Source organism: Odoribacter sp. N15.MGS-14, from assembly GCF_000980245.1.
Classification (GTDB): domain Bacteria; phylum Bacteroidota; class Bacteroidia; order Bacteroidales; family Marinifilaceae; genus Odoribacter; species Odoribacter splanchnicus.
In genome coordinates this window covers 1-20880 of the sequence record NZ_LARE01000040.1, presented here as the reverse complement: position 1 = coordinate 20880, position 20880 = coordinate 1, and the positions used below count along the sequence as shown (strand labels likewise).

The 20880-nt window shown below is 47.4% G+C and carries 15 protein-coding genes; 5 read left to right on the top strand and 10 right to left on the bottom strand.

The window, feature by feature from the left end; all coding sequences use genetic code 11:
- Positions 1 to 113: 113 nt before the first annotated feature.
- The 9 genes from ilvA to ilvD all read right to left on the bottom strand — a co-directional run bounded on the left by ilvA (position 114) and on the right by ilvD (position 11621).
- The gene (ilvA, locus tag WS34_RS09585) at positions 114 to 1373 is read right to left on the bottom strand and encodes a threonine ammonia-lyase (RefSeq protein ID WP_013613063.1); all 1260 of its coding nucleotides are present in this window, start codon (positions 1371 to 1373) and stop codon (positions 114 to 116) included.
- Between the two features lie 31 nt (positions 1374 to 1404).
- Positions 1405 to 2469, bottom strand: coding sequence for a 3-isopropylmalate dehydrogenase (gene leuB / locus WS34_RS09580; protein WP_046404484.1), 1065 nt, complete (start codon positions 2467 to 2469; stop codon positions 1405 to 1407).
- 75 nt (positions 2470 to 2544) lie between these two features.
- Positions 2545 to 3132, bottom strand: a complete 588-nt coding sequence (leuD, locus tag WS34_RS09575) for a 3-isopropylmalate dehydratase small subunit (protein WP_013613065.1) — start codon at positions 3130 to 3132, stop codon at positions 2545 to 2547.
- On the bottom strand, positions 3129 to 4577 hold the full coding sequence (gene leuC / locus WS34_RS09570) for a 3-isopropylmalate dehydratase large subunit (protein ID WP_046404483.1): 1449 nt from the start codon (positions 4575 to 4577) through the stop codon (positions 3129 to 3131). The genes leuD and leuC overlap by 4 nt, the downstream gene beginning before the upstream one ends.
- Before the next feature lie 24 nt (positions 4578 to 4601).
- Positions 4602 to 6098, bottom strand: coding sequence for a 2-isopropylmalate synthase (locus WS34_RS09565; RefSeq protein WP_013613067.1), 1497 nt, complete (start codon positions 6096 to 6098; stop codon positions 4602 to 4604).
- Between the two features lie 199 nt (positions 6099 to 6297).
- Positions 6298 to 7344: a ketol-acid reductoisomerase gene (gene ilvC / locus WS34_RS09560; protein ID WP_013613068.1), complete on the bottom strand. Its 1047-nt coding sequence runs from the start codon at positions 7342 to 7344 to the stop codon at positions 6298 to 6300.
- Positions 7345 to 7394: 50 nt separating this feature from the next.
- Positions 7395 to 7916: an acetolactate synthase small subunit gene (gene ilvN / locus WS34_RS09555; RefSeq protein ID WP_022159574.1), complete on the bottom strand. Its 522-nt coding sequence runs from the start codon at positions 7914 to 7916 to the stop codon at positions 7395 to 7397.
- 122 nt (positions 7917 to 8038) lie between these two features.
- Positions 8039 to 9775, bottom strand: a complete 1737-nt coding sequence (gene ilvB / locus WS34_RS09550) for a biosynthetic-type acetolactate synthase large subunit (RefSeq protein ID WP_013613070.1) — start codon at positions 9773 to 9775, stop codon at positions 8039 to 8041.
- Positions 9776 to 9809: 34 nt separating this feature from the next.
- Complete coding sequence (gene ilvD / locus WS34_RS09545; RefSeq protein ID WP_046404480.1) at positions 9810 to 11621, bottom strand: dihydroxy-acid dehydratase; 1812 nt, start codon at positions 11619 to 11621, stop codon at positions 9810 to 9812.
- A gap of 1378 nt (positions 11622 to 12999) precedes the next feature.
- Here ilvD and WS34_RS09540 point away from each other — a divergent pair.
- The 5 genes from WS34_RS09540 (at position 13000) to WS34_RS09520 (ending at position 19673) form a co-directional block, all read left to right on the top strand.
- Positions 13000 to 13665: a SanA/YdcF family protein gene (locus tag WS34_RS09540; RefSeq protein WP_272053825.1), complete on the top strand. Its 666-nt coding sequence runs from the start codon at positions 13000 to 13002 to the stop codon at positions 13663 to 13665.
- Between the two features lie 39 nt (positions 13666 to 13704).
- Complete coding sequence (locus tag WS34_RS09535; protein ID WP_022159761.1) at positions 13705 to 15633, top strand: AMP-dependent synthetase/ligase; 1929 nt, start codon at positions 13705 to 13707, stop codon at positions 15631 to 15633.
- 10 nt (positions 15634 to 15643) lie between these two features.
- On the top strand, positions 15644 to 17482 hold the full coding sequence (gene ispG, locus WS34_RS09530; RefSeq protein ID WP_013613075.1) for a (E)-4-hydroxy-3-methylbut-2-enyl-diphosphate synthase: 1839 nt from the start codon (positions 15644 to 15646) through the stop codon (positions 17480 to 17482).
- Between the two features lie 177 nt (positions 17483 to 17659).
- The gene (locus WS34_RS09525) at positions 17660 to 19036 is read left to right on the top strand and encodes an MATE family efflux transporter (protein ID WP_022159763.1); all 1377 of its coding nucleotides are present in this window, start codon (positions 17660 to 17662) and stop codon (positions 19034 to 19036) included.
- 22 nt (positions 19037 to 19058) lie between these two features.
- On the top strand, positions 19059 to 19673 hold the full coding sequence (locus WS34_RS09520) for a cytidylate kinase-like family protein (RefSeq protein WP_013613077.1): 615 nt from the start codon (positions 19059 to 19061) through the stop codon (positions 19671 to 19673).
- A gap of 75 nt (positions 19674 to 19748) precedes the next feature.
- Here the strand turns inward: WS34_RS09520 and WS34_RS09515 are convergent.
- Positions 19749 to 20880, bottom strand: a 1132-nt coding sequence (locus WS34_RS09515; RefSeq protein ID WP_046404478.1) for a TlpA family protein disulfide reductase, incomplete at its 5' end; no start/stop codon positions are given.

Sequence of the window (20880 nt, the reverse complement as noted above, 5' to 3'; positions counted from 1 at the left end):
CTTCTTTTGGAAGCAAGGAAATGAAACCGGTTTTTCTGAAATAGGATTGGGAAAGAATTCGCCGATCAGATCGGTTTCAAAAAGACTTTTGGGACACCTTACCCGGCGACGGATTATCCGATCAGGAATTCGAATAGGTTCGGATTGTCATTGAGATATTCGTAGAGGATACCTTCGGATTTCATGCGGTCCAGCAGGCCCTGGAAATCTTCGGGATGCTGGATCTCGATGCCGATGAGGGCAGGGCCTTTTTCGCGGTTTGTCTTCTTCTTGTATTCGAAATAGGTGATGTCGTCGTGGGGGCCCAGGACGTTGCTGACAAAACTCTGGAGTGCGCCGGCTCTTTGCGGAAAACGGACGACGAAGTAATGTTTCAGGCCTTCATATAATAAAGAGCGCTCCTTGATGTCTTCCATGCGGGTGATGTCGTTGTTGCTGCCGCTGACCACACAAACGACGTTTTTTCCTTTAATTTCATTTTTGTAAAAGTCGAGAGCACTCATACTCAGGGCTCCTGCCGGCTCTACTACGATAGCGTCGAAGTTGTAAAGATTCAGGATCGTCGTACAAATCTTGCCTTCGGGCACGACGACGATGTCGTCCAATACTTTCTTGCAGATAGCGTAAGTGAGCTCTCCTACCCGTTGTACGGCTGCTCCGTCGACAAATTTATCTACTTCGTTCAGTTCGGTTACCTCTCCGCATTCGAACGATTTTTTCATTCCGGCGGCACCGGCCGGTTCGACTCCGATGATCTTGGTCTTCGGGCTCATTTGCTTATAGAAACTACCGATACCGGAAGCCAGTCCGCCACCACCGATCGGTACAAAGATATAATCGAGCTTCATCCGGGCTTCCTGAATGATTTCTAAACCGACGGTTGCCTGCCCCTCGATGATCCGGGGATCGTTGAAGGGAGGGATAAATACCATATCGTTTTTTTTACAGGCTTCGATTGCTGCTGTATTGGCCTGATCGAAAGTATCTCCCGTCAGGACGACTTCAATGGATTTACCCCCGAACATTTTTACCTGGTTGATCTTTTGCCTGGGAGTAGTAACGGGCATATAGATTTTTCCCTGGATACCGAGTTTGCTGCAGGAGAAGGCTACGCCTTGGGCATGATTGCCGGCACTGGCACAAACCACTCCTTTCTCCATCTCTTCAGGAGTCAGGGATTTGATTTTATTATAAGCTCCCCGGATTTTATACGATCTCACCATTTGAAGATCTTCCCGTTTCAGAAAGATATTGGCTTCGTATTTATCGGATAGATTTCTGTTTTTCATGAGGGGTGTCGGGACCAGGATGTCGTTGAGCGTATGCTCCGCCGTCATGATATCTTTCAAAGAAGGAAAATAAGGATCACTCATATTGTTCGGTTTAATTGGTCTGTTTTTTCATTTACCCGATGTTCTTTGCTATAAAATCGCCTACTTCGCTGGTCGGATAGGCCTGTCCGTCTTCAGCGATATCTTCGGTAACGATACCGGCTTCGACCGAACGATCGACTGCCTGGCGGATGCTTGCTCCGGCTGCTTTCAGGTTGAAGGCATATTCGAACATCATAGCGGCGGATAAAATGGTTGCCAGAGGATTGGCCACATTTTTGCCGGCGGCCTGAGGATAGGAACCGTGGATCGGTTCGAACAGCGAGGTGTGGATACCGATAGAAGCGGAAGGCAGCAAGCCTAATGAGCCTGTGATGACACTGGCTTCGTCGGTGAGGATATCGCCGAACATGTTTTCTGTAACGATGACATCGAAATGTTTGGGTTGCTGGATGAGTTTCATCGCCGCATTGTCGACAAACATGTATTCGACATTTACCTGAGGATAAGCCGGAGCCATCTCTTGTACGGTTTCGCGCCATAGCCGGGAGGTTGCCAGGACATTGGCTTTATCGACAACTGTCAGTTTGTTGCGGCGCTTCATGGCGTATTCGAAACCTAATCGGCAAATCCGTTTGATTTCGGCTTTGGTGTATACACAACTGTCGAAAGCGGTTTGCCCGTCTTCCGAACGTCCCTGGGGCCGCCCGAAATAAATGCCGCCGGTGAGTTCCCGGATACAGATGAAATCGGCCCCTTCTACGAGTTCTTGTCGCAGAGGAGAGCGGTGAACAAGGGATTTGAAAGTACTGACCGGACGGAGGTTGGCATATAATCCTAATTTTTTGCGCATTTCCAGCAATCCTTGTTCCGGACGGACTTTGGCTTGGGGATTGTTGTCGAAACGGGGATCCCCGATCGCTCCGAACAATACGGCATCCGATTGCATACAAATCCGGTGAGTTTCTTCCGGATAAGGATTCCCGGTCTTGTCGATGGCTGTTGCCCCTACTGATCCGTAGGTATAGCCGACGGTATGACCGTATTTTTTGCAAGTGGCATCGATGGCTTTGATGGCCTGTTCTATGATTTCCGGTCCGATGCCGTCACCGGGTAATACTGCTATTTTTAAATCCATGATGAAATGAGTTTGTAAGGTTCATAAGGCGACTCTTGCACTGGCTTTGTCAGAACCGAAGGCTCGCCGATCGTTTTAACGGGTCTTTTCAAATGCTTCGATCTTATGGTGTATGCTCATCAGATAGTCGACATCATCGTATCCCTTCAACAAACACTCTTTTTTGTAGGGAGAAATTTCGAAAAGTTCTTGCTCTCCTGTGGCTGTCAAGGTGACGGTCTGCCGTTCCAGATCGATACTGACGGTGGTCGAAGGAGCTGACCGGACGACCTGGAATAGCTTTGCCAGAAACGATTCGCTCACCTGTACAGGAAGTAATCCGTTGTTCAGGGCATTGTTGCGGAAAATATCGGCGAAAAAACTGGAAATGACTACTTTGAAACCTGCTCCATAAATGGCCCAGGCCGCATGTTCACGGCTGGAACCACAGCCGAAATTTTTCCCTGCAATTAAAATTTCTCCGGTATAGTCGGGGGAGTTCAGGACGAAATCTGTTTTCGGGTTTCCCTGAGCATCATACCGCCAGTCGAAAAACAATTGTTTGCCGAACCCTTCCCGGGTGGTCGCTTTCAAAAAACGGGCCGGAATGATCTGGTCGGTGTCTACATTTTCGATTTTCAGTGGTATCGCTGTGGATGTTAGGGTTGTGAATTGGTTTATCATGAGTTGAAAAGAGTTACTGAGTTACTGAGTTGCTGAGTTGCTGAGTTACTGAGTTGGAGTGAGTCGGGGACGGTGATTATGCCGTGGATAGCACAGGCAGCAGCGACGAGTGGGCCTGCCAGTAGAGTGCGGGCTCCCGGTCCTTGCCGGCCTTCAAAATTACGATTGGAGGTGGAGACACAATATTTCCCTGCCGGAATTTTGTCGTCGTTCATTGCCAGGCAGGCGGAGCATCCCGGTTGCCGCAATTCGAAGCCTGCAGCCTCGAGTGTATCCCTGATCCCTTCGTCGATGGCTTGTTTTTCTACCTGTTTGCTGCCCGGAACGATCCAGGCTGTCACGCCTGCTGCTTTTTGCTTGCCTTTCACATAGTCGGCGAATACCCGCAGATCTTCGATCCGTCCATTGGTACAACTGCCGACAAAAACATAGTCGACCGGTTTGCCCAGTAGCTTTTCGCCCGGTTTGAAGTTCATGTATTCCAGAGCTTTTAAGAAGGAAGGCAGGGAAGTCTTTTCGATTTCGGAGACTTCAGGGATAGAGTGGGTGAGGGCGATTCCCATGCCGGGGTTGGTGCCGTAGGTGATCATAGGGTAGATGTCGGCAGCATCGAATGTGACTTCTTTGTCGAAGATGGCGTCGGGATCACTGTATAGCTGCTTCCATTGTGCGACAGATTTGTCCCATTCGGTTCCTTGGGGCGCATATTCCCTGCCTTTCAGGTAGGCAAAGGTCGTTTCGTCCGGAGCGATCATCCCGCCGCGGGCTCCCATTTCGATGCTCATATTACAGATCGTCATCCGGGCTTCCATCGATAGCGAGCGGATAGCCGATCCGGCAAATTCGATGAAATGTCCGGTACCGCCGCCGGTACCTAGTTTCGAAATGAGATATAAAATGATATCTTTCGAACAAACTCCGGGATTCAATTGTCCTTCGACATTGATCCGCATGGTCTTGGGTTTGGATTGCAATACACATTGGGAGGCTAATACCATTTCTACCTCGCTGGTTCCGATGCCGAACGCCACGCAGCCTATAGCTCCGTGGGTGGAAGTATGGCTGTCTCCACAGACGATGGTCATTCCCGGTTGGGTCAGACCTGTTTCGGGACCCACCACATGGATAATTCCGTTTTTGGGGGTACCGACTTTGAAAATCGTGATACCGTGTTCGGTACAGTTATTTTCGAGCATCGACAGTTGCCGGGCGGATTGCAGATCCTGTACCGGCAGATGTTGATTTTGTGTGGGTATATTGTGATCGGGGCTGGCTGTGACCTGAGCCGGACGGAATACTTTCGCGCCGCGCGAATGAAGCCCTTCGAAAGCTTGTGGACTCGTTACTTCGTGAATGTATTGCCGGTCGATATAGAGCACACATGAACCTCCGGCGATGGTGTCGACCGTATGGGCATCCCAGATTTTATCGAATAAAGTTTTCATAAGGTGTATTTTGACTTTGGGGTACTAACTTATTTTAGCTATCGCATCCAGGAACGACTCGACCGATGCGGTGACAATGTCTGTGTTGGCGCCGAAACCGTGGTACATTTTGCCTTTGTGGGAGACTTGTACGTGTACTTTACCCAGGTCGTCGCTTCCCCGGGTGATGGCCTGTACCAGGTATTCTTCCAGATGTACCCGTCGTTTGGTGATGCTTTTTACAGCATTGATGGCTGCATCGACCGGGCCGTTACCGCTGGCTGTTTCGGTGAAAATATCTCCTCCGAAGCTGATTTGCACAGTTGCTGTCGGTATGGAAGTCGAGCCGCATACAACCTGCAACCCCACCAGTTTCATGTCGCGGTGTTTGCGCGAAGCTTCACTACCGGCAAGTACTTCCAGGTCGCGGGTGGTAATGTCTTTTTTCTTATCGGCTAATTCCAGAAAGCGCTGGTAGATGGCGTCGAGTTCGTCATTGTCGGGAGTATAACCGATGGCTTTCAAATGATGTTTCAGTGCTGCACGGCCACTACGGGCGGTGAGGACGATACTGGACTGATCGACCCCTACGTCTTCCGGGGCGATGATTTCATAGGTCTCCCGGCTTTTCAGTACACCGTCCTGGTGGATGCCCGACGAATGGGCGAAAGCATTACGGCCGACGATGGCTTTGTTGGGTTGTACCGGCACCCGCATCAAACTGGATACCAGCTGGCTGGTAGCGATGATTTGCCTGGTGTTGATACCGATATTGAAATCCAGATTTTTGTGACAGGCAATCGCCATCACGATTTCTTCGAGGGCGGTGTTACCGGCCCGTTCGCCGAGGCCGTTGATCGTCACTTCGACCTGCCGTGCTCCGTTTTGTACGGCGGCTAAAGTGTTGGCAGTGGCCATGCCCAGATCGTTGTGGCAATGAGTGGAAATAATGGCTTTGTCGATGTTGGGGACATGATTCATCAGATAGGCGATCTTTGCTCCGTACTCGTTCGGCAGACAATACCCCGTGGTGTCGGGGATATTGACGACGGTGGCGCCGGCTTTGATCACTGCTTCTACTACCCGGGCCAGGTATTCTTCTTCTGTACGGCCTGCATCTTCGGCGTAAAATTCGACATCATCGACAAATCGACGGGCATATTTTACGGCCTCTACCGCTCTCCCGACGATTTCGTCGGGAGTGGAATTCAATTTTTCGTGGATATGATACCAGGAGGTACCGATTCCGGTATGGATACGTCCCCGTTTGGCAAATTTCAATGCTTCGGCAGCCACTTCGATGTCTTTTTTTACAGCCCGGGTCAGAGCACAGATGGTTGGAACGGTTACTGCTTTAGAAATCTCTACAACGGAATTGAAATCCCCGGGACTCGAGATGGGGAAACCGGCTTCGATGATGTCTACACCCAGTTTCTCGAGCTGCCTGGCAACTTCTATCTTTTCGATTGTATTCAGCTGACACCCCGGAACTTGCTCTGCATCCCGAAGGGTGGTATCGAATATATATACTTTTTCACGCATGAGGTGATGAGGTAAAAGGTTAGAGGCGAAAAGGCTATTAGGCTAAAAGCTATAAGTTATAAGGTGGAAGCGGGAGTAGGTAAAAAAGGGAAAGGGATTAGTGAAGGTTATTGGGGCGCTTTTCATCTTTTGCTTTTTCGCCGATCTCCTTTCACTTTTTACTTTTCGCTTCTAGCTTTTTGCTTCTAGCCTTTTCGCTTTAATTGTTTTCCGGTCTCAGTTTCCGAACGACGGCACCGGCTTGCCACATCTCGGATTCGCGCATGGTCTGAAGTTCTTTTTCCAGTTTTTCACGATAGTCGGGCCGGCTGTTGGAATCGATCGAACGTTGGGCTTCGTTGCCACAAGATACCTGGCCGTACAATTCGTCGAATACCGGTTTGGCGGCATCCCGGAATTTCTTCCACCAATCGAGTGCTCCCCGTTGTGCTGTCGTCGAGCAGTTGGCATACATCCAGTCCATACCGTTTTCTGCAATTAAAGGCATCAGACTTTGGGTCAGTTCCTCGACGGTTTCGTTGAAGGCTTCCGAAGGGGTGTGGCCGTGTTCGCGTAAAGTGTCGTACTGGGCTGCAAAAATGCCCTGGATCGCTCCCATCAGAGTACCCCGTTCTCCTGTCAGGTCGGAATATACTTCCCGCTGAAAGGTGGTCTCGAACAGATAACCCGAGCCTACTCCGATTCCTAAAGCGATAACCCGGTCCCAAGCTTTGCCGGTGGCATCCTGGAAGATGGCATAACTGGAATTTAATCCCCGTCCCTGTAAGAACATTCTCCGCAATGAAGTACCCGAGCCTTTCGGAGCGATCAGGATGACATCGACATCGGCCGGCGGGATGATGCCTGTGCGATCTTTATAGGTGATACCGAAACCATGTGAGAAATAGAGGGCTTTGCCGGGAGTCAGGTGTTTTTGAATAGTCGGCCATACGGCGATCTGACCTGCATCCGATAGTAAATATTGTATGATCGTTCCTCTCCGGGCGGCTTCTTCGATGTCGAACAGGGTTTCGCCGGGTATCCAGCCGTCGGCTACGGCTTTATCCCAGGTTTTACTTCCCCGGCGCTGACCTACGATTACGTTGAAACCGTTGTCTTTCAGGTTCAGGGCCTGACCGGGACCTTGTACACCGTATCCTATAACAGCAATGGTTTCGTTTTTCAATACCTCGAGCGCTTTTGCCAATGGAAATTCTTCTCTGGTTACTACGTTTTCTTTTACTCCTCCGAAATTAATTTGTGCCATAATAATAATGATTTAATTGTTAGTGTTATTTTGTCCTTAATCCGGGTTGTTTACGCTTTCGTCGTATTTTCCCGTTTCTGTAAATATTCATTCAATAGTTCGCGTTTTGATTTGATGATCGCGATTTGGCCCGACCGGACGAATTGCTGTACTCCATGGGGTTGTAGTAATTCGAACAGAGACTGGGTATCCTCTTTGTGTCCGGTCTTTTCCAGTACGATATAATCGTCACAGATTTCCAGTATCCGTACATGGTGGTCGCGTACCAATTTTTCGACACTGTTGCTCCGGGTGACTTTGTAAAGTGCGATTTCCTGTTGTACCACTTCATCCGGGGTGAAAACAAAGGCTTTCAGTACATCGATTTTCTTTTCGATCTGCTTGACCAGTTTCTCTATCTTTTCGGGATCGGTGATGACGACTATGGTAAATTTGTGAATGCCCGGGATAGACGATTCCGAAGTCGTCAGGCTTTCGATATTGATATCCCGGCAAGTGAATACCGTCGTGATCTGGCTTAGCAATCCTACTTTGTTTTCTGAAAAGACCGTTATGATATATTCTTTATTCATCGCATCATTTTTCTATTTTATTATTATCGATAATCTCTTTTTCTCTCCCTTTTTTCCCTTTCTCCCCCCCCCCTCTACCTCCTGGCCTCCAGCCTATAGCCTTTAGCTTTCAACCTTTTCCCTTATTCCAATCTCACATCCCCCACAGCTGCACCGGCAGGAACCATCGGAAACACATTCTCTTCCGGTTCAACCCGAACCTCCAGCAGAAAGGCTCCGGGATGTTCCTTCATGGCATGGATGGCTGTTTCCAGTTCGTCCCGTTTTTCCACGCACCGGTAGGCGATACCGTTTCCTTGGGCGATTGCCCCGAAGTCAGGGTTAGTCATTTCGGTAAATGAGTACCGCTTGTCGAAAAAGAGTTCCTGCCATTGGCGCACCATACCCAGAAAGCTATTGTTCAGCAGGATAATCTTCACCGGTACCCGGGATTGAAAGATGGTACCGAGTTCCTGCAGGTTCATTTGAAAACCACCGTCACCGACAAACAGGCAAACCTCTCTTTGGGGGGCTCCGATTTTTGCTCCGATAGCTGCCGGAAGGCCGAATCCCATGGTGCCTAATCCACCCGAAGTGACGATACTCCGCGTATGTTTGAAGCGGAAATAACGGGAAGCTACCATCTGCTGTTGCCCGACATCGGTGACCAGAATCGCGTCGTGGTGATAGGCTTTCGATACCAGGTCGACTACTTCTCCCATACGGATTTGCTTGCTCGTGGGGTAGAGCGCCGGTTCTATGATTTCCTGATATTCGATGTTGTAACAGGCTTTGAATTCCGCTATCCAGTCGGTATGCCGGTTGGGGACCACTAATTCTGTCAGGGCGGGTAAAGTCTCTTTGACATTTCCCAGGACAGGTACGTCGGCATATATGATTTTATTCACTTCGGCAGGATCGATTTCCAGGTGGATGATCTTGGCGTTGATGCCGAATTGTTCGGGATTTCCGGTCACCCGGTCGTCGAAACGCATGCCTATCGCGATCAGTAAATCGCATTCTTTGTTTTTTATATTGGGGGCATAATTCCCATGCATACCCAACATACCGACGAATTGGGGATGATCGGAAGGAATGGCCGACAGTCCCAATAAAGTGGAAGCTGCAGGGATACCGCTTTTTTCCAGGAAAACACGTAGTTCTTTTTCTGCCCCGCCGAGGATGACGCCCTGGCCGATTAAAGCCAACGGTTTACGGGACAGATTGATCAATTTGGCCGCTTCTGCAATTTTTTCTTTATCGATGGCCGGAGACGGGCAATAACTCCGGATGAAGCTGACCTTTTCATAATGATATTCGGCCATTTCTTGCTGGGCATCTTTGGTAATATCTACCACGACGGGTCCGGGACGTCCCGTGCGGGCGATATAGAATGCCTTGGCGATGGCTGCAGGGATATCGGCGGCATGCCGTACCTGGCAGTTCCATTTGGTTACAGCCTGGGTGATCCCTACGAAGTTGGTTTCCTGAAAAGCATCGGTGCCCAGGAAACCGGAACCTACCTGTCCGCTGATCAGAACGACAGGAGTCGAATCCATCATCGCGTCGGCAAGGCCTGTTACCGTATTGGTAGCTCCGGGACCCGAAGTGACGATACAGACACCGGGACGTCCGCTTACCCGGGCATAGCCCTGGGCGGCATGTAATGCCCCCTGTTCATGACGTACGAGGATGTGGTTGAGACGGTCCCGATAGTCGTATAACGCATCGTATACCGGCATGATTGTTCCTCCGGGATACCCGAAGACGGTATCCACTCCTTCACGTAGAAGGGTTTCGATTACCGCTTTCGAGCCCGAAAAACAAGTTGTCTTTGTTACTTGCTTTTCCATATAGATAGATTGTGTAGTAGTGTTCATACGAAAAAAGAGATAAAAAGTAAAAACTTATGGGTTATAGAATGCGGACGGCACCCTGGTCGGCTGAACTGACGAACCGGGCGTAAGCCTGCAGGGATTTGGGTACCGTACGTTTGCGTCCGGCCGGTTCGAAGTTTTTTTGAGCGGCTAACCGGGCGGCAATATCGGGATCACTCAGTAGCAGGTTGATGGTCCGTGCCGGAATGTCTATTTCGATCAGATCGCCGTCCCGGACGATGGCTAAAGCTCCTCCGGCAGCTGCTTCTGGTGAGATGTGACCGATGGATAAACCCGAAGTCCCTCCTGAAAATCGTCCGTCGGTGATCAGGGCACAGGCTTTGTCCAGATGTTTGGATTTCAGATAAGAAGTGGGGTAAAGCATTTCTTGCATGCCCGGTCCGCCTTTAGGCCCTTCATAACGGATGACGACGACATCTCCGGCTTTTACTTCATCGTTCAGAATACCGTTCATGGCTTGTTCCTGCGATTCGAATACTTTGGCACGTCCCCGGAATACGAACAGTGATTCATCTACTCCGGCTGTTTTTACGATACATCCGTTGCGGGCGATGTTCCCGGTCAGGACAGCCAGTCCCCCGTCTTTGAAATAAGCATGGTTTACATCCCGGATACATCCCATCCGACGGTCGGTATCGAAGCGGGCATAGGTTTTACTTTGAGAACCCAGTTCCCGGCTGAATTTGCCGCCGGGTGCACTGAGATAGAATTTTTGCGCCTTTTGAGTGAGCTTCGGGCTTTTCAGGTTGTATTTCGAGAGGCATTCTGCCAGATTTTTGTATCCGACACGGTTGACCGTGGTATCGATCAAACCGGCTTCCGCCAATTCCCCGAGGATAGACAGGATACCTCCTGCCCGGTTTACATCCTGGATGTGAAAGTGAGAGTTGGGAGCGACCTTGCATAGCACCGGTACTTTTCTCGACAGGCGGTCGATATCCTGCATGGTGAAGTCTACTCCGGCTTCGTGGGCGATGGCCAGCAGGTGGAGTACGGTATTGGTCGATCCTCCCATGGCGATGTCCAGTGACATGGCATTCTCGAAAGCGGCTTTGGTCGCTATGTTACGGGGTAATACCGAATCGTCCCCTTCGAAATAATACTGTCCGGCCATTTGTACGATTAATGAAGCAGCTTTTTCAAACAAACGCCGCCGGTTAGTGTGGGTGGCTACAATGGTACCGTTGCCGGGAAGCGCCAATCCCAACGCTTCGTTGAGACAGTTCATGGAGTTGGCTGTAAACATGCCCGAACACGAACCGCATCCGGGGCAGGCCCAACGCTCGATTTTCTCGATATCTGCATCGCTGCAACGGCTGTCTGCACTCATGACCATGGCGTCGATCAGATCTATTCCCTTGCCGTCGAAATTACCGGCTTCCATCGGGCCTCCGGATACAAAAATCGTCGGAATATTCAGACGCATAGCAGCCATCAGCATGCCCGGAGTGATTTTGTCACAATTACTGATACAAAACAAAGCGTCTACCTGATGGGCGTTGGCCATGTATTCCACACTGTCGGCGATGATTTCCCGCGAAGGAAGCGAGTATAACATCCCGTCGTGGCCCATGGCGATTCCGTCGTCGATGGCTATGGTATTGAATTCGGCTGCGAAGCATCCGCGTTCTTCTATTAAGGTCTTTACGTATTGTCCGATTTCGTGCAGGTGGGTATGACCCGGTACAAACTGGGTGAACGAGTTGACGATGCCGATGACGGGCATCCCGAATTGTTCGTCTTTCATACCATTGGCTCTCCACAAACTTCTGGCTCCGGCCATCCGACGGCCTGTCATTGTAACAGCGCTTCTAAGGTTATTTCTCATTTTCTTTTATTTTGTGCAGTAAGTTCTTAAATGCGAAGAAGCCTTTCTCCCGGCGAGAGAAAGGCTTCTACAAATAGTGTGTATATACGCGTCACCCTTCTCTCGTTATCTTTGCAGGACCACGAGTAGAATGTTAATGACGATAATATGGCGATACATTGTTTTGTTCATTTTTCTGTCTGTTAAAAAAAAAGCCTTTCTCGTTTGGGAGAAAGGCATATGATCAATTTATATTTCGGTTCGATTTTCGTTTATATACCCCTCTCCGTTCCGTGGCTAAGGACCACGAGAATAATAATATTCAGGAGATGTAGGGATAAACGCTTCATGTTTTTATCATTTTTATGCAACAAAGATAGCGACGAATTTTTTTAAATTCCAAATGTTTTTTCTGTTTTTTACATAGAAAGTTCAAAATGTATAATTTTATACAAATGGAAACGTTTGTGTATTAGTAGATAATAGTTATTGATGTTGTAATAGAAAGAGTTTCATTTGTTTTGCTGTATGTTGTTGTTCATGATTTTGATGTTTTTATCTTGAATTTAAAAACGTTTTTCTTCCCAACTAATAACTCGAGAATTGAAATTAGTAAAATATAACCGTAATTTAAAGGATATGAAAATATTGAAAATACAGCAATACCGATAATGGAGAGTGAGATACTTTATTATAAAGTATCTTTGGTTTTGATATAATCACTATATAGACACCTTGTATTATTAATGATCTAAAAGTAAGTAATAGAATAAAAGACTATAAGATAAAAAAATACCTATTCCTAATAGTCTATTCCAAAAAGTTTTTTTGAAAAGAAAAATTAATGGTTGTAATAGTAAAAATATTAAAATGCATTTAGGATTTTGGTTTATAGCAATTAAATTGAAAATAAATAGTACTATAACTCCAATTAATATTCCTGCCCTAATCCACTTATTATGAAGAAGCATACTGTAATTGTTTTAGGTTATTTTAGTATTTCCTTATAGAATAAGCATGACCATTGGCTGAACCTTCCCTTGGCTGATAGGTGTCTGTTATTTCATACAATGCTCCTGAATTACGGGCTTCTTCATATAAGTTATCAAATATCATTCCATTAAAAAAATAGCTGGCTCCAATGCTGTTTTAGAATAAATTTTCCCTTACGATATTCCATGCACCGATCTATTCGATTACATAGTTTTTAGCAAAAATATAATTTATATTTCAAATATAAAAATTATACATGTTTTTTGATTATTTTTATAATTACGAATTAACTCTCTTTTGAGTGATAGTCGGTATAAATTCTTCGGTTATTTGATGAGATGAATTCTTTACTTATATTTGTTATTTCATGCTAAGTGAGTGACAGAGTATGCAAAAATATATATTGATGTGGAGAAAAAGACAGACAGGCAGGAAATGGATAAAATGTTGTGTCCGCTTTTTATTATTTGGGCTTATCTTATTGTTGGGTACGATTCTGTTGTGTAATCGGATTATCATTCATAATACTGAAAGTTGTTTGTATGATCAGGTAGAAACAATTCCCGAAAATCGGGTGGGGTTGTTGTTGGGAACTTCGCCGAAGTTGCGGGGTGGTCGGCCGAATCTTTATTTCAATTACCGGATCACGGCTGCTGTGGAACTCTTTCAGGCCGGTAAGATCAGCCGGATATTGGTCAGTGGAGATAATCGCCGCATGAATTATAACGAACCGGTTGAGATGCGGAAAGCGTTGATCGCCCATGGAATCCCGGATAGCGTGATCGTAATGGATTTTGCCGGGATACGTACACTCGATTCGGTGATCAGGGCTAAAAAAGTGTTCGGACAGGATCGGTTTACTATCATCTCCCAACGGTTTCATAACGAGAGAGCCCTGTATATTGCCGGGCGGAATGGAATCGAAGCCGTCGGTTTTAATGCGAAAGATGTCGATGTCTATAGTGGTGTTAAGACCCGGGTCCGGGAATTATTGGCCCGGGTGAAAGTTTTTATCGACATCGTTGTCCATAAAGGTCCCCGTCATTTGGGAAAACGGGAGATTATTCCCTGAAGTTTGTCCTTGAACGCACGTTTTTGTATCTTTGTCCCCATGAAGAACGGGGAGTTGCATACATTGATCGATTTGCTGGAACGGAGTTGCCTGAAGTTTCCGGAAAATGCTTATTTGTGGGAAAAGCGTGAAGGGGGGTATCGGTCGGTGACCTATCGGCAAACTCGCCGGGAAGTGGGTGATGTGGCGGCCGGTTTGCTGGCCGGAGGTTTGCAGAAGGGCGATCGCGTTGCTTTGCTGAGTGAGGGATGTAACGATTGGGTGTTCGCCGAATTGGGTATTTTATATGCCGGTGGTGTGAATGTTCCCCTGAGTATTAAACTCACGGATAAAGAATTGATATTTCGTGTCCGCCATTCCGGGGCCCGTTTCCTGATCGTATCGGATTATTATGTAGCGACTTTGCGGCGGATAGAAGCTGAACTTCCCGAAATCGAAAAGATTTATGTCATCCGTTATTCTTCGGCTGAGGAAGGAAAATATAATTCTTTCGAACGTCTGAAAGATGAAGGAAAACGTTGGGTGACAGAGTACCCTGGAATGTTGGAAAAACAGGCCGCAACAGTTAGTGGGGCCGATTTGGCCAATATTTCATATACCTCGGGAACGACGGCCGAGCCGAAAGGAATTATGCTTACCCATGAGAATTATGTGAGTAACGTGTTGCAATCCGATTCCCTGATCCGTATTCCGGAATATTTCCGGATTTTGCTTTTTTTACCTTGGGATCATAGTTTTGCACATACCGTCGGGATTTATTCGTTTATGTATAACGGGGCTTCGTTGGCAGCCGTCGATTTCGGTAAGTCACCGATGGAATATCTGCGTAATATTCCGTTGAATATGAAAGAGATAAAGCCGCATGTGTTGCTGAGCGTTCCTGCTTTGGCCAAGAATTTCCGGCGGAGTATCGAGACGGGTATCCGGCAACGGGGATGGCTGATCCGGAAACTTTACGGACTGGGACTGAAATGGGGATATTACTATCATGGTCAGGGAAATTTCCGGGGGAAAGGCGGACGTATGCTACTGTGGCCTGTGGTGAAGCTGATGGATATACTGGTATTTTCGAAGATCCGGAAAATTTTTGGCGGTAACCTGCAATTTTTTGTCGGGGGTGGGGCTTTACTGGATACGGAATTGCAAAGATACTACTGTACCCTGGGTATCCCGATGTTGCAAGGGTACGGATTGTCCGAAGCTTCTCCGGTGATTAGTTCCAATTGTCCGCAACGTTACCGTTTCGGGTCTTCGGGACAGGTAGTGAAACCTTTGGAATTGAAGATTTGTGACGAAACAGGGACAGAAGTGAAGAAAGGGGAAAAGGGAGAGATCGTCATCCGGGGGAAGAATGTGATGAAAGGATATTGGAAGAATGAGAAGTCTACGGCCGGGACGATCCGTGACGGCTGGTTGTATACCGGAGACAGGGGTTATCTCGGTGAAGATGGGTCGTTGTTTGTATCGGGACGTTTTAAATCACTGCTGATTGCCGGCGACGGGGAAAAATATAGCCCCGAAGGAATCGAAGAAGCTATTGCCGAATTATCCCCCTATATCGATTATTGTGTGTTGTACAATAATCAGTCGCCTTATACGGCCGGCCTGATCGTTCCGAATAAAACAGCTCTGACCGAATATGTAAAACAACGGGAAGAAGAACCCGGAACGGTTGAAGCTTGTAAGCTGATGCTGACGAAATTGAATGAGGAACTGATGAAATTCCGTAAGGGTGGCATGTATGAAGGGATGTTTCCCGAACGCTGGTTACCTGCTGTTGTCGGGATCTTGCCGGAACCTCTGACGGCACAGAACGGAACGGTCAATTCAACTTCGAAGGTGGTGCGGCACAAGGTGTACGAAGTTTTCCGGGAAGAGTTGGATTTTCTTTATACCCCTGAGGGAAAGGATATCCGGAATCCCCGGAATACGAAGAATATGAAGAGTATGATCACGTGGAAGATCTAATAAGAAAATTATGCGAAGGAAAACAACTGCTGTTCGAATAGGAAATGTGGTTCTTTCATCGGAAGAACCGGTGCTGGTTCAATCGATGCTGAATACGTCGACCCGGGAGGTGGATGCTTGTGTCGAACAGGCGATCCGGATTATCGAGGCCGGTGGCCGGCTGGTGAGGATTACTGCTCCGGGAGTGAAGGAAGCGGAGATGCTCGGGGAAATACACCGTCGTTTGCGTGAACGGGGATATACGACTCCGATTTCTGCGGATATTCATTTTGTTGCTGAGGCTGCTTCGGTTGCCGCCCGTTATGTGGAAAAGGTGAGGATAAATCCGGGAAATTTTGCGGATAAACGGGCCACTTTTAAGAAGCTGACCTATACCGATGAGGAGTATGCAGCTGAATTGGAAATCCTGCGGCAGAAATTTACGGAGTTTCTGGAGGTTTGCCGGCAATATGGAACGGCTGTCCGCATCGGTACGAATCATGGTTCGTTGTCCGATCGTATTATGAGCCGCTATGGAGATACCCCGGCGGGAATGGTGGAGGCTACGATGGAGTATTTGCGGGTGTGTCAGGCTTGTGACTTTAAAGATGTGGTGATTTCGCTGAAATCGAGCGATTGCCGGACTATGGTGGATGCCGTACGTTTACTGGTGGAGAAAATGGAGGCTGAGGGAATGTGTTATCCTTTGCATTTGGGAGTTACGGAAGCCGGTGAGGGTGAAGACGGACGTATCCGTTCGGCAGTGGGGATCGGAACCCTGTTGAATGAAGGAATCGGGGATACGATCCGGGTGTCCCTGACCGAGGAACCCGAAGCCGAGATTCCTGTGGCTTGCGAATTGGCCCGGATCTGTTCCGAACCGGAGTATCTGAAAGGGTGGACCCCATTGAAAGGAGAGTGTTCGAAACCTTGTATCGTGGCCGGATTGACGGGAGTAACCGTATTGGACGAACAGGTGATGAACCGGATCGGTTTTACCGTAAGTGAGGTCAATGATCCGGTATATGGTGACCGTTTGCATGCCGGTATAAAAGCACCGGAATGGATTTATACCGGGACATTGGGACCGGAATTGACTAAATTACCCCCGGATACAGGGGTTATCGTACCTCTGGAGATTCTGGATATGGCTCATGTCTATAACCGGAATGCTTCTCCGTTATGCAGTGTCGGAGCATATAAAAAGGGGGAACAGACGATCGATAGCAAGTACAGATTGGTGCAGATCTGCCGGTCCGAAGAACTGGATGCCGATTTAACCGGCCGGTTGCGGCAGGATGGGAAAGCGGTGTTGGTTTTGGCACTGCCTGTCGAATATCGCCTTTACCGGGAAATATTCCGCCGGATACAGGAGGCCGGCCTGACTAATCCGGCGATTATCCGGGCTGTCGTGCCGGGGAAGGAGAAAGAACGAATCCGTCTTGTGGCGGCTTCACAATTGGGCGGTTTTTTCCTCGACCGTCTTGCCGGTGGTCTTTGGATCGAAACACCGGAAATAGAGGACCTGACTTTCCCTTTGGAATTGAGCCGGAATATTTTACAGTCTGCCGGAGTGCGTCGGTATAAGGCAGAATTTATCAGTTGTCCGGGGTGTGGAAGGACATTGTTCGATTTGCAGGGTGCGGTGGCTAAGGTGAAAGCAGCGTTCGGACATCTGAATACGCTGAAAATCGCTGTCATGGGTTGTGTGGTCAACGGACCCGGAGAGATGGGAGATGCCGATTATGGCTATGTCGGTGCAGGGAATGGAAAGGTAAACCTGTATAAAGGCCGGAAAATGGTGCGTACTGCTGTCCCGGAAGAGGAGGCGATCGGGGCGTTGAGAGAAATGATAGAGGGTAGAAGCTAAAGGCTAAAAGTTAAAGGCTAAAGGTTAAAAGCTAAAAAGCTAAAGGCTGAAGAGTAGAAACTAAAGGGTAAAAGCTGGAAAGGGAGAGGGTAAAGGCGGGGAGAAAGGTAGAAAGTAAAAAAAAAGACTTTTAGTAGGAGGTGGGTGGCATGAGTGTTTAATTTTAAAATTTATTTTATGTCGGAACAATCGCCTCTGTCTTTAGGAACAGAGGATATTAAGAAATTATTGATGCGTTATGCTGTCCCGGCGATCGTAGCAATGACCGCTGCTTCGTTGTATAATATGATGGACAGTATTTTTATCGGACACGGGGTGGGGGCATTGGGAATTGCCGGTTTGGCCGTGACTTTCCCTTTTATTAATCTGGCGGCGGCTTTCGGCTCTCTGGTGGGAGTAGGAGCTTCTACACTGGTGTCTGTGAAGATGGGACAAAAGGATTTGAAAAGTGCCGAGGCGGTGCTCGGGAATGTACTTTTGCTGAATACCGTGATCGGTTTTTTGTTTATGACGGTATGCCTGATTTTTCTGGATCCGATCCTTTATTTTTTCGGGGCCAGTGCGGACACTTTGCCGTATGCCCGCGATTATATGAAGGTAATCCTTTATGGTAACCTCATTACTCATATTTATATGGGGCTCAATGAGGTGATGAGGGCTTCGGGTTACCCGCAAAGGGCGATGATGGCGACGTTGTTTGCCGTCTTGATCAACGGAGTGCTGAATGCACTTTTCATTTTTGTTTTGGATATGGGAATCAAGGGAGCTGCCCTGGGGACGATCTGTGCCCAGTTTTTGGCTTTGCTCGGGGTGTTGTACCATTTTTCCAGTCCGAAAAGTTTTATTCGTTTTCAAAAAGGAATTTTCAAGGTCAGATGGCATATTGTCGGAGGAATGCTGGCTATCGGGTTGTCGCCTTTCCTGATGAATCTTTGTAGTTGTCTGATCGTTTTGCTGATCAATAATGGATTGAAAGATTTCGGGGGAGATATGTATATCGGAGCTTATGGGATCGTCAACCGTATTGTGTTTTTGTTCATCATGATCGTTATGGGATTTAATCAGGGGATGCAACCTATTGCCGGATATAATTTCGGTGCCCGGCAGCTGTCCCGGATGATTCAGGTATTGAAATATACGACCTTATGTGCCATTACCGTGACCACTCTGGGATTTTTGATCTGTCAGATTTTTCCACGGACGATTATCCGGATGTTTACCGGTGATTCCGATTTGATCGATATTGCCGAACATGGGATGCGCCTGATTCTTTTGTTTTTCCCTTTGGTCGGTTTCCAGATGGTATCCTCGAGTTTTTTCCAGTCGATCGGGATGGCCGGAAAAGCGATTTTCCTGTCTTTAACCCGCCAATTGATCTTTTTATTGCCCTGTCTTCTTATCCTGCCGCATTATTGGGGTACCGACGGCGTTTGGGGAAGTATTCCGGTAGCGGATTTTATCGCTTCGATTACAACCGGGTTGATGTTGGGCTGGCAATTGAAGAAATTCAAGACCGGGGGATTGAATAATACAAAAGATTCGGTAGCTTTGTAATAGAGTTTGTAAACTGATATTTATGGAAAAGAAAATAATCATCACCATCGGAAGACAGTACGGTAGCGGTGGCCGCTATGTCGGTAAGAAGCTGGCTGAACAATTGGGTATTGCGTTTTACGATAAAGAATTGATCAACCTGGCTTCGAAAGAAAGCGGCATATGCGGTGAATTTTTCGAGAAAGCGGACGAACGGAATTCCGGTAGCCTGCTGAAAGCTTTAGCTATGGGTTTTTCGATGAATAACGCCATTTTTCAAAGTAACGATTACCTGTCGAACGAATCGTTGTTTCAGATTCAGTCGGATGTGATCCGTAAAGTGGCTGCCGAACAGTCGTGTATCCTGGTTGGCCGTTGTGCAGACTATATCTTGCGGGATAATGAAAATTGCATAAGTGTTTTTATCAGTGCCCGTATGGAGGACCGGATCCGGCGGGCTGTCGAGTATGCTCATATCGAAGAGAAAGAAGCCGAGGAATATATCCGGAAAGCAGATAAATCCCGGGCTTCTTATTATAATTACTATACCGATAAAATCTGGGGGGCTGCAGAATCTTACGACCTGTGTATCAGTTCTTCCGTTTACGGTATCGACGAAACGACCGCCTTTATCCGGGAGTTTGTGAGTAAACGGTGAAAGCGGTATAAACGGATAAAACGGTAAAAGCAGCTGTTTCTGCTGTTTTATCTGTTTTATCCGTTATTTCCGTTTCTACTGTTCTTCTATCAACGTATCGAATAAATCGCTTTTATTTTGCCGGTAAAAGGCTGTATTGACTACTTCTCCCCGTTTGTTGATGATTTCGTAGTGCGGGATTCCATTGATTTGGAAAAGTTCCCGTAGATAATTGTATTCGTCCTCCGGTATCCGGAATTTTTCTCCTTGCAGATCGGCTGTGAATCGGTTGTAATCGTTTATAGGTGAAGATTTTTCGTCTGTGATGAACAGGAATACGATATTTTTTCCACTATACTGTTCCCGGAGCGGTTTCATGTTTTGAATATCTGCCCGGCAAGGACCACAGCTCGTAGCCCAAAAGTCGACGTAGATCACTTTCCCCTGGTAAGGAGCGATGATTTTGCGGAAGATATCGGCACCTTTTCCTGCTGGTAATGCTCGGGAAGCCTTGATTTCCCGGGGACAGTATTTTTCGAGCAGGTAATGGGCTTTTTGACGGAGATAGGGGTTTTTTACTTCTTTTAATGTGAGGGCTACAAGACTGTCGGCTGTACTGCGTTGCAAGTTTTTGAGGTTTGTGCTCAGATCCCGTATTTTTATAATGTCATAACTCAAGTTGGGTTCGAGCTGAAGAGAATGGTAACAGATGCTGTCTTTTATTTTCCATTCGGTTTCGATCAGTCGGGGAAACCCCGATACTTCATATTGGGCGGAAATTTTGTAGGCTTGTTCGAAAGGAGGGATATATTCGAAACGGTTGAAAAATACCCAATTTTCATAGGGAATAAGCAGGTTGGGGTCGTTTAGCGGCATTTCTTTCAGGAAGTCATAGTAATCTTGAGGAACTTCGGCTTGCAGGATTTTGTTTTCCGGCTCCTCGTTTTGGAAATATTTCCGGGTGGTAGCAAAGTCCAGGATATGAGTTGCGATATCGGTTTTAATGTAGGTTTCCAGGATTTGCATGGATTTGGGACTGAAATGATATTGACGGTTCAACCGATCCAGAGTGTTTAATTTGTCTTCGAGTTTTTGCATAGCCTGGATTTTGAATGCCGTCGGAGTCAATTGTTTGGCTTGTTCTCTGAAATGGATATTCCCTTCCCTTTGAATATGGATCCCGGCTTTGGTCAGGTCGGCGTTGATTTTTGAAGAAGAGCCCATATAC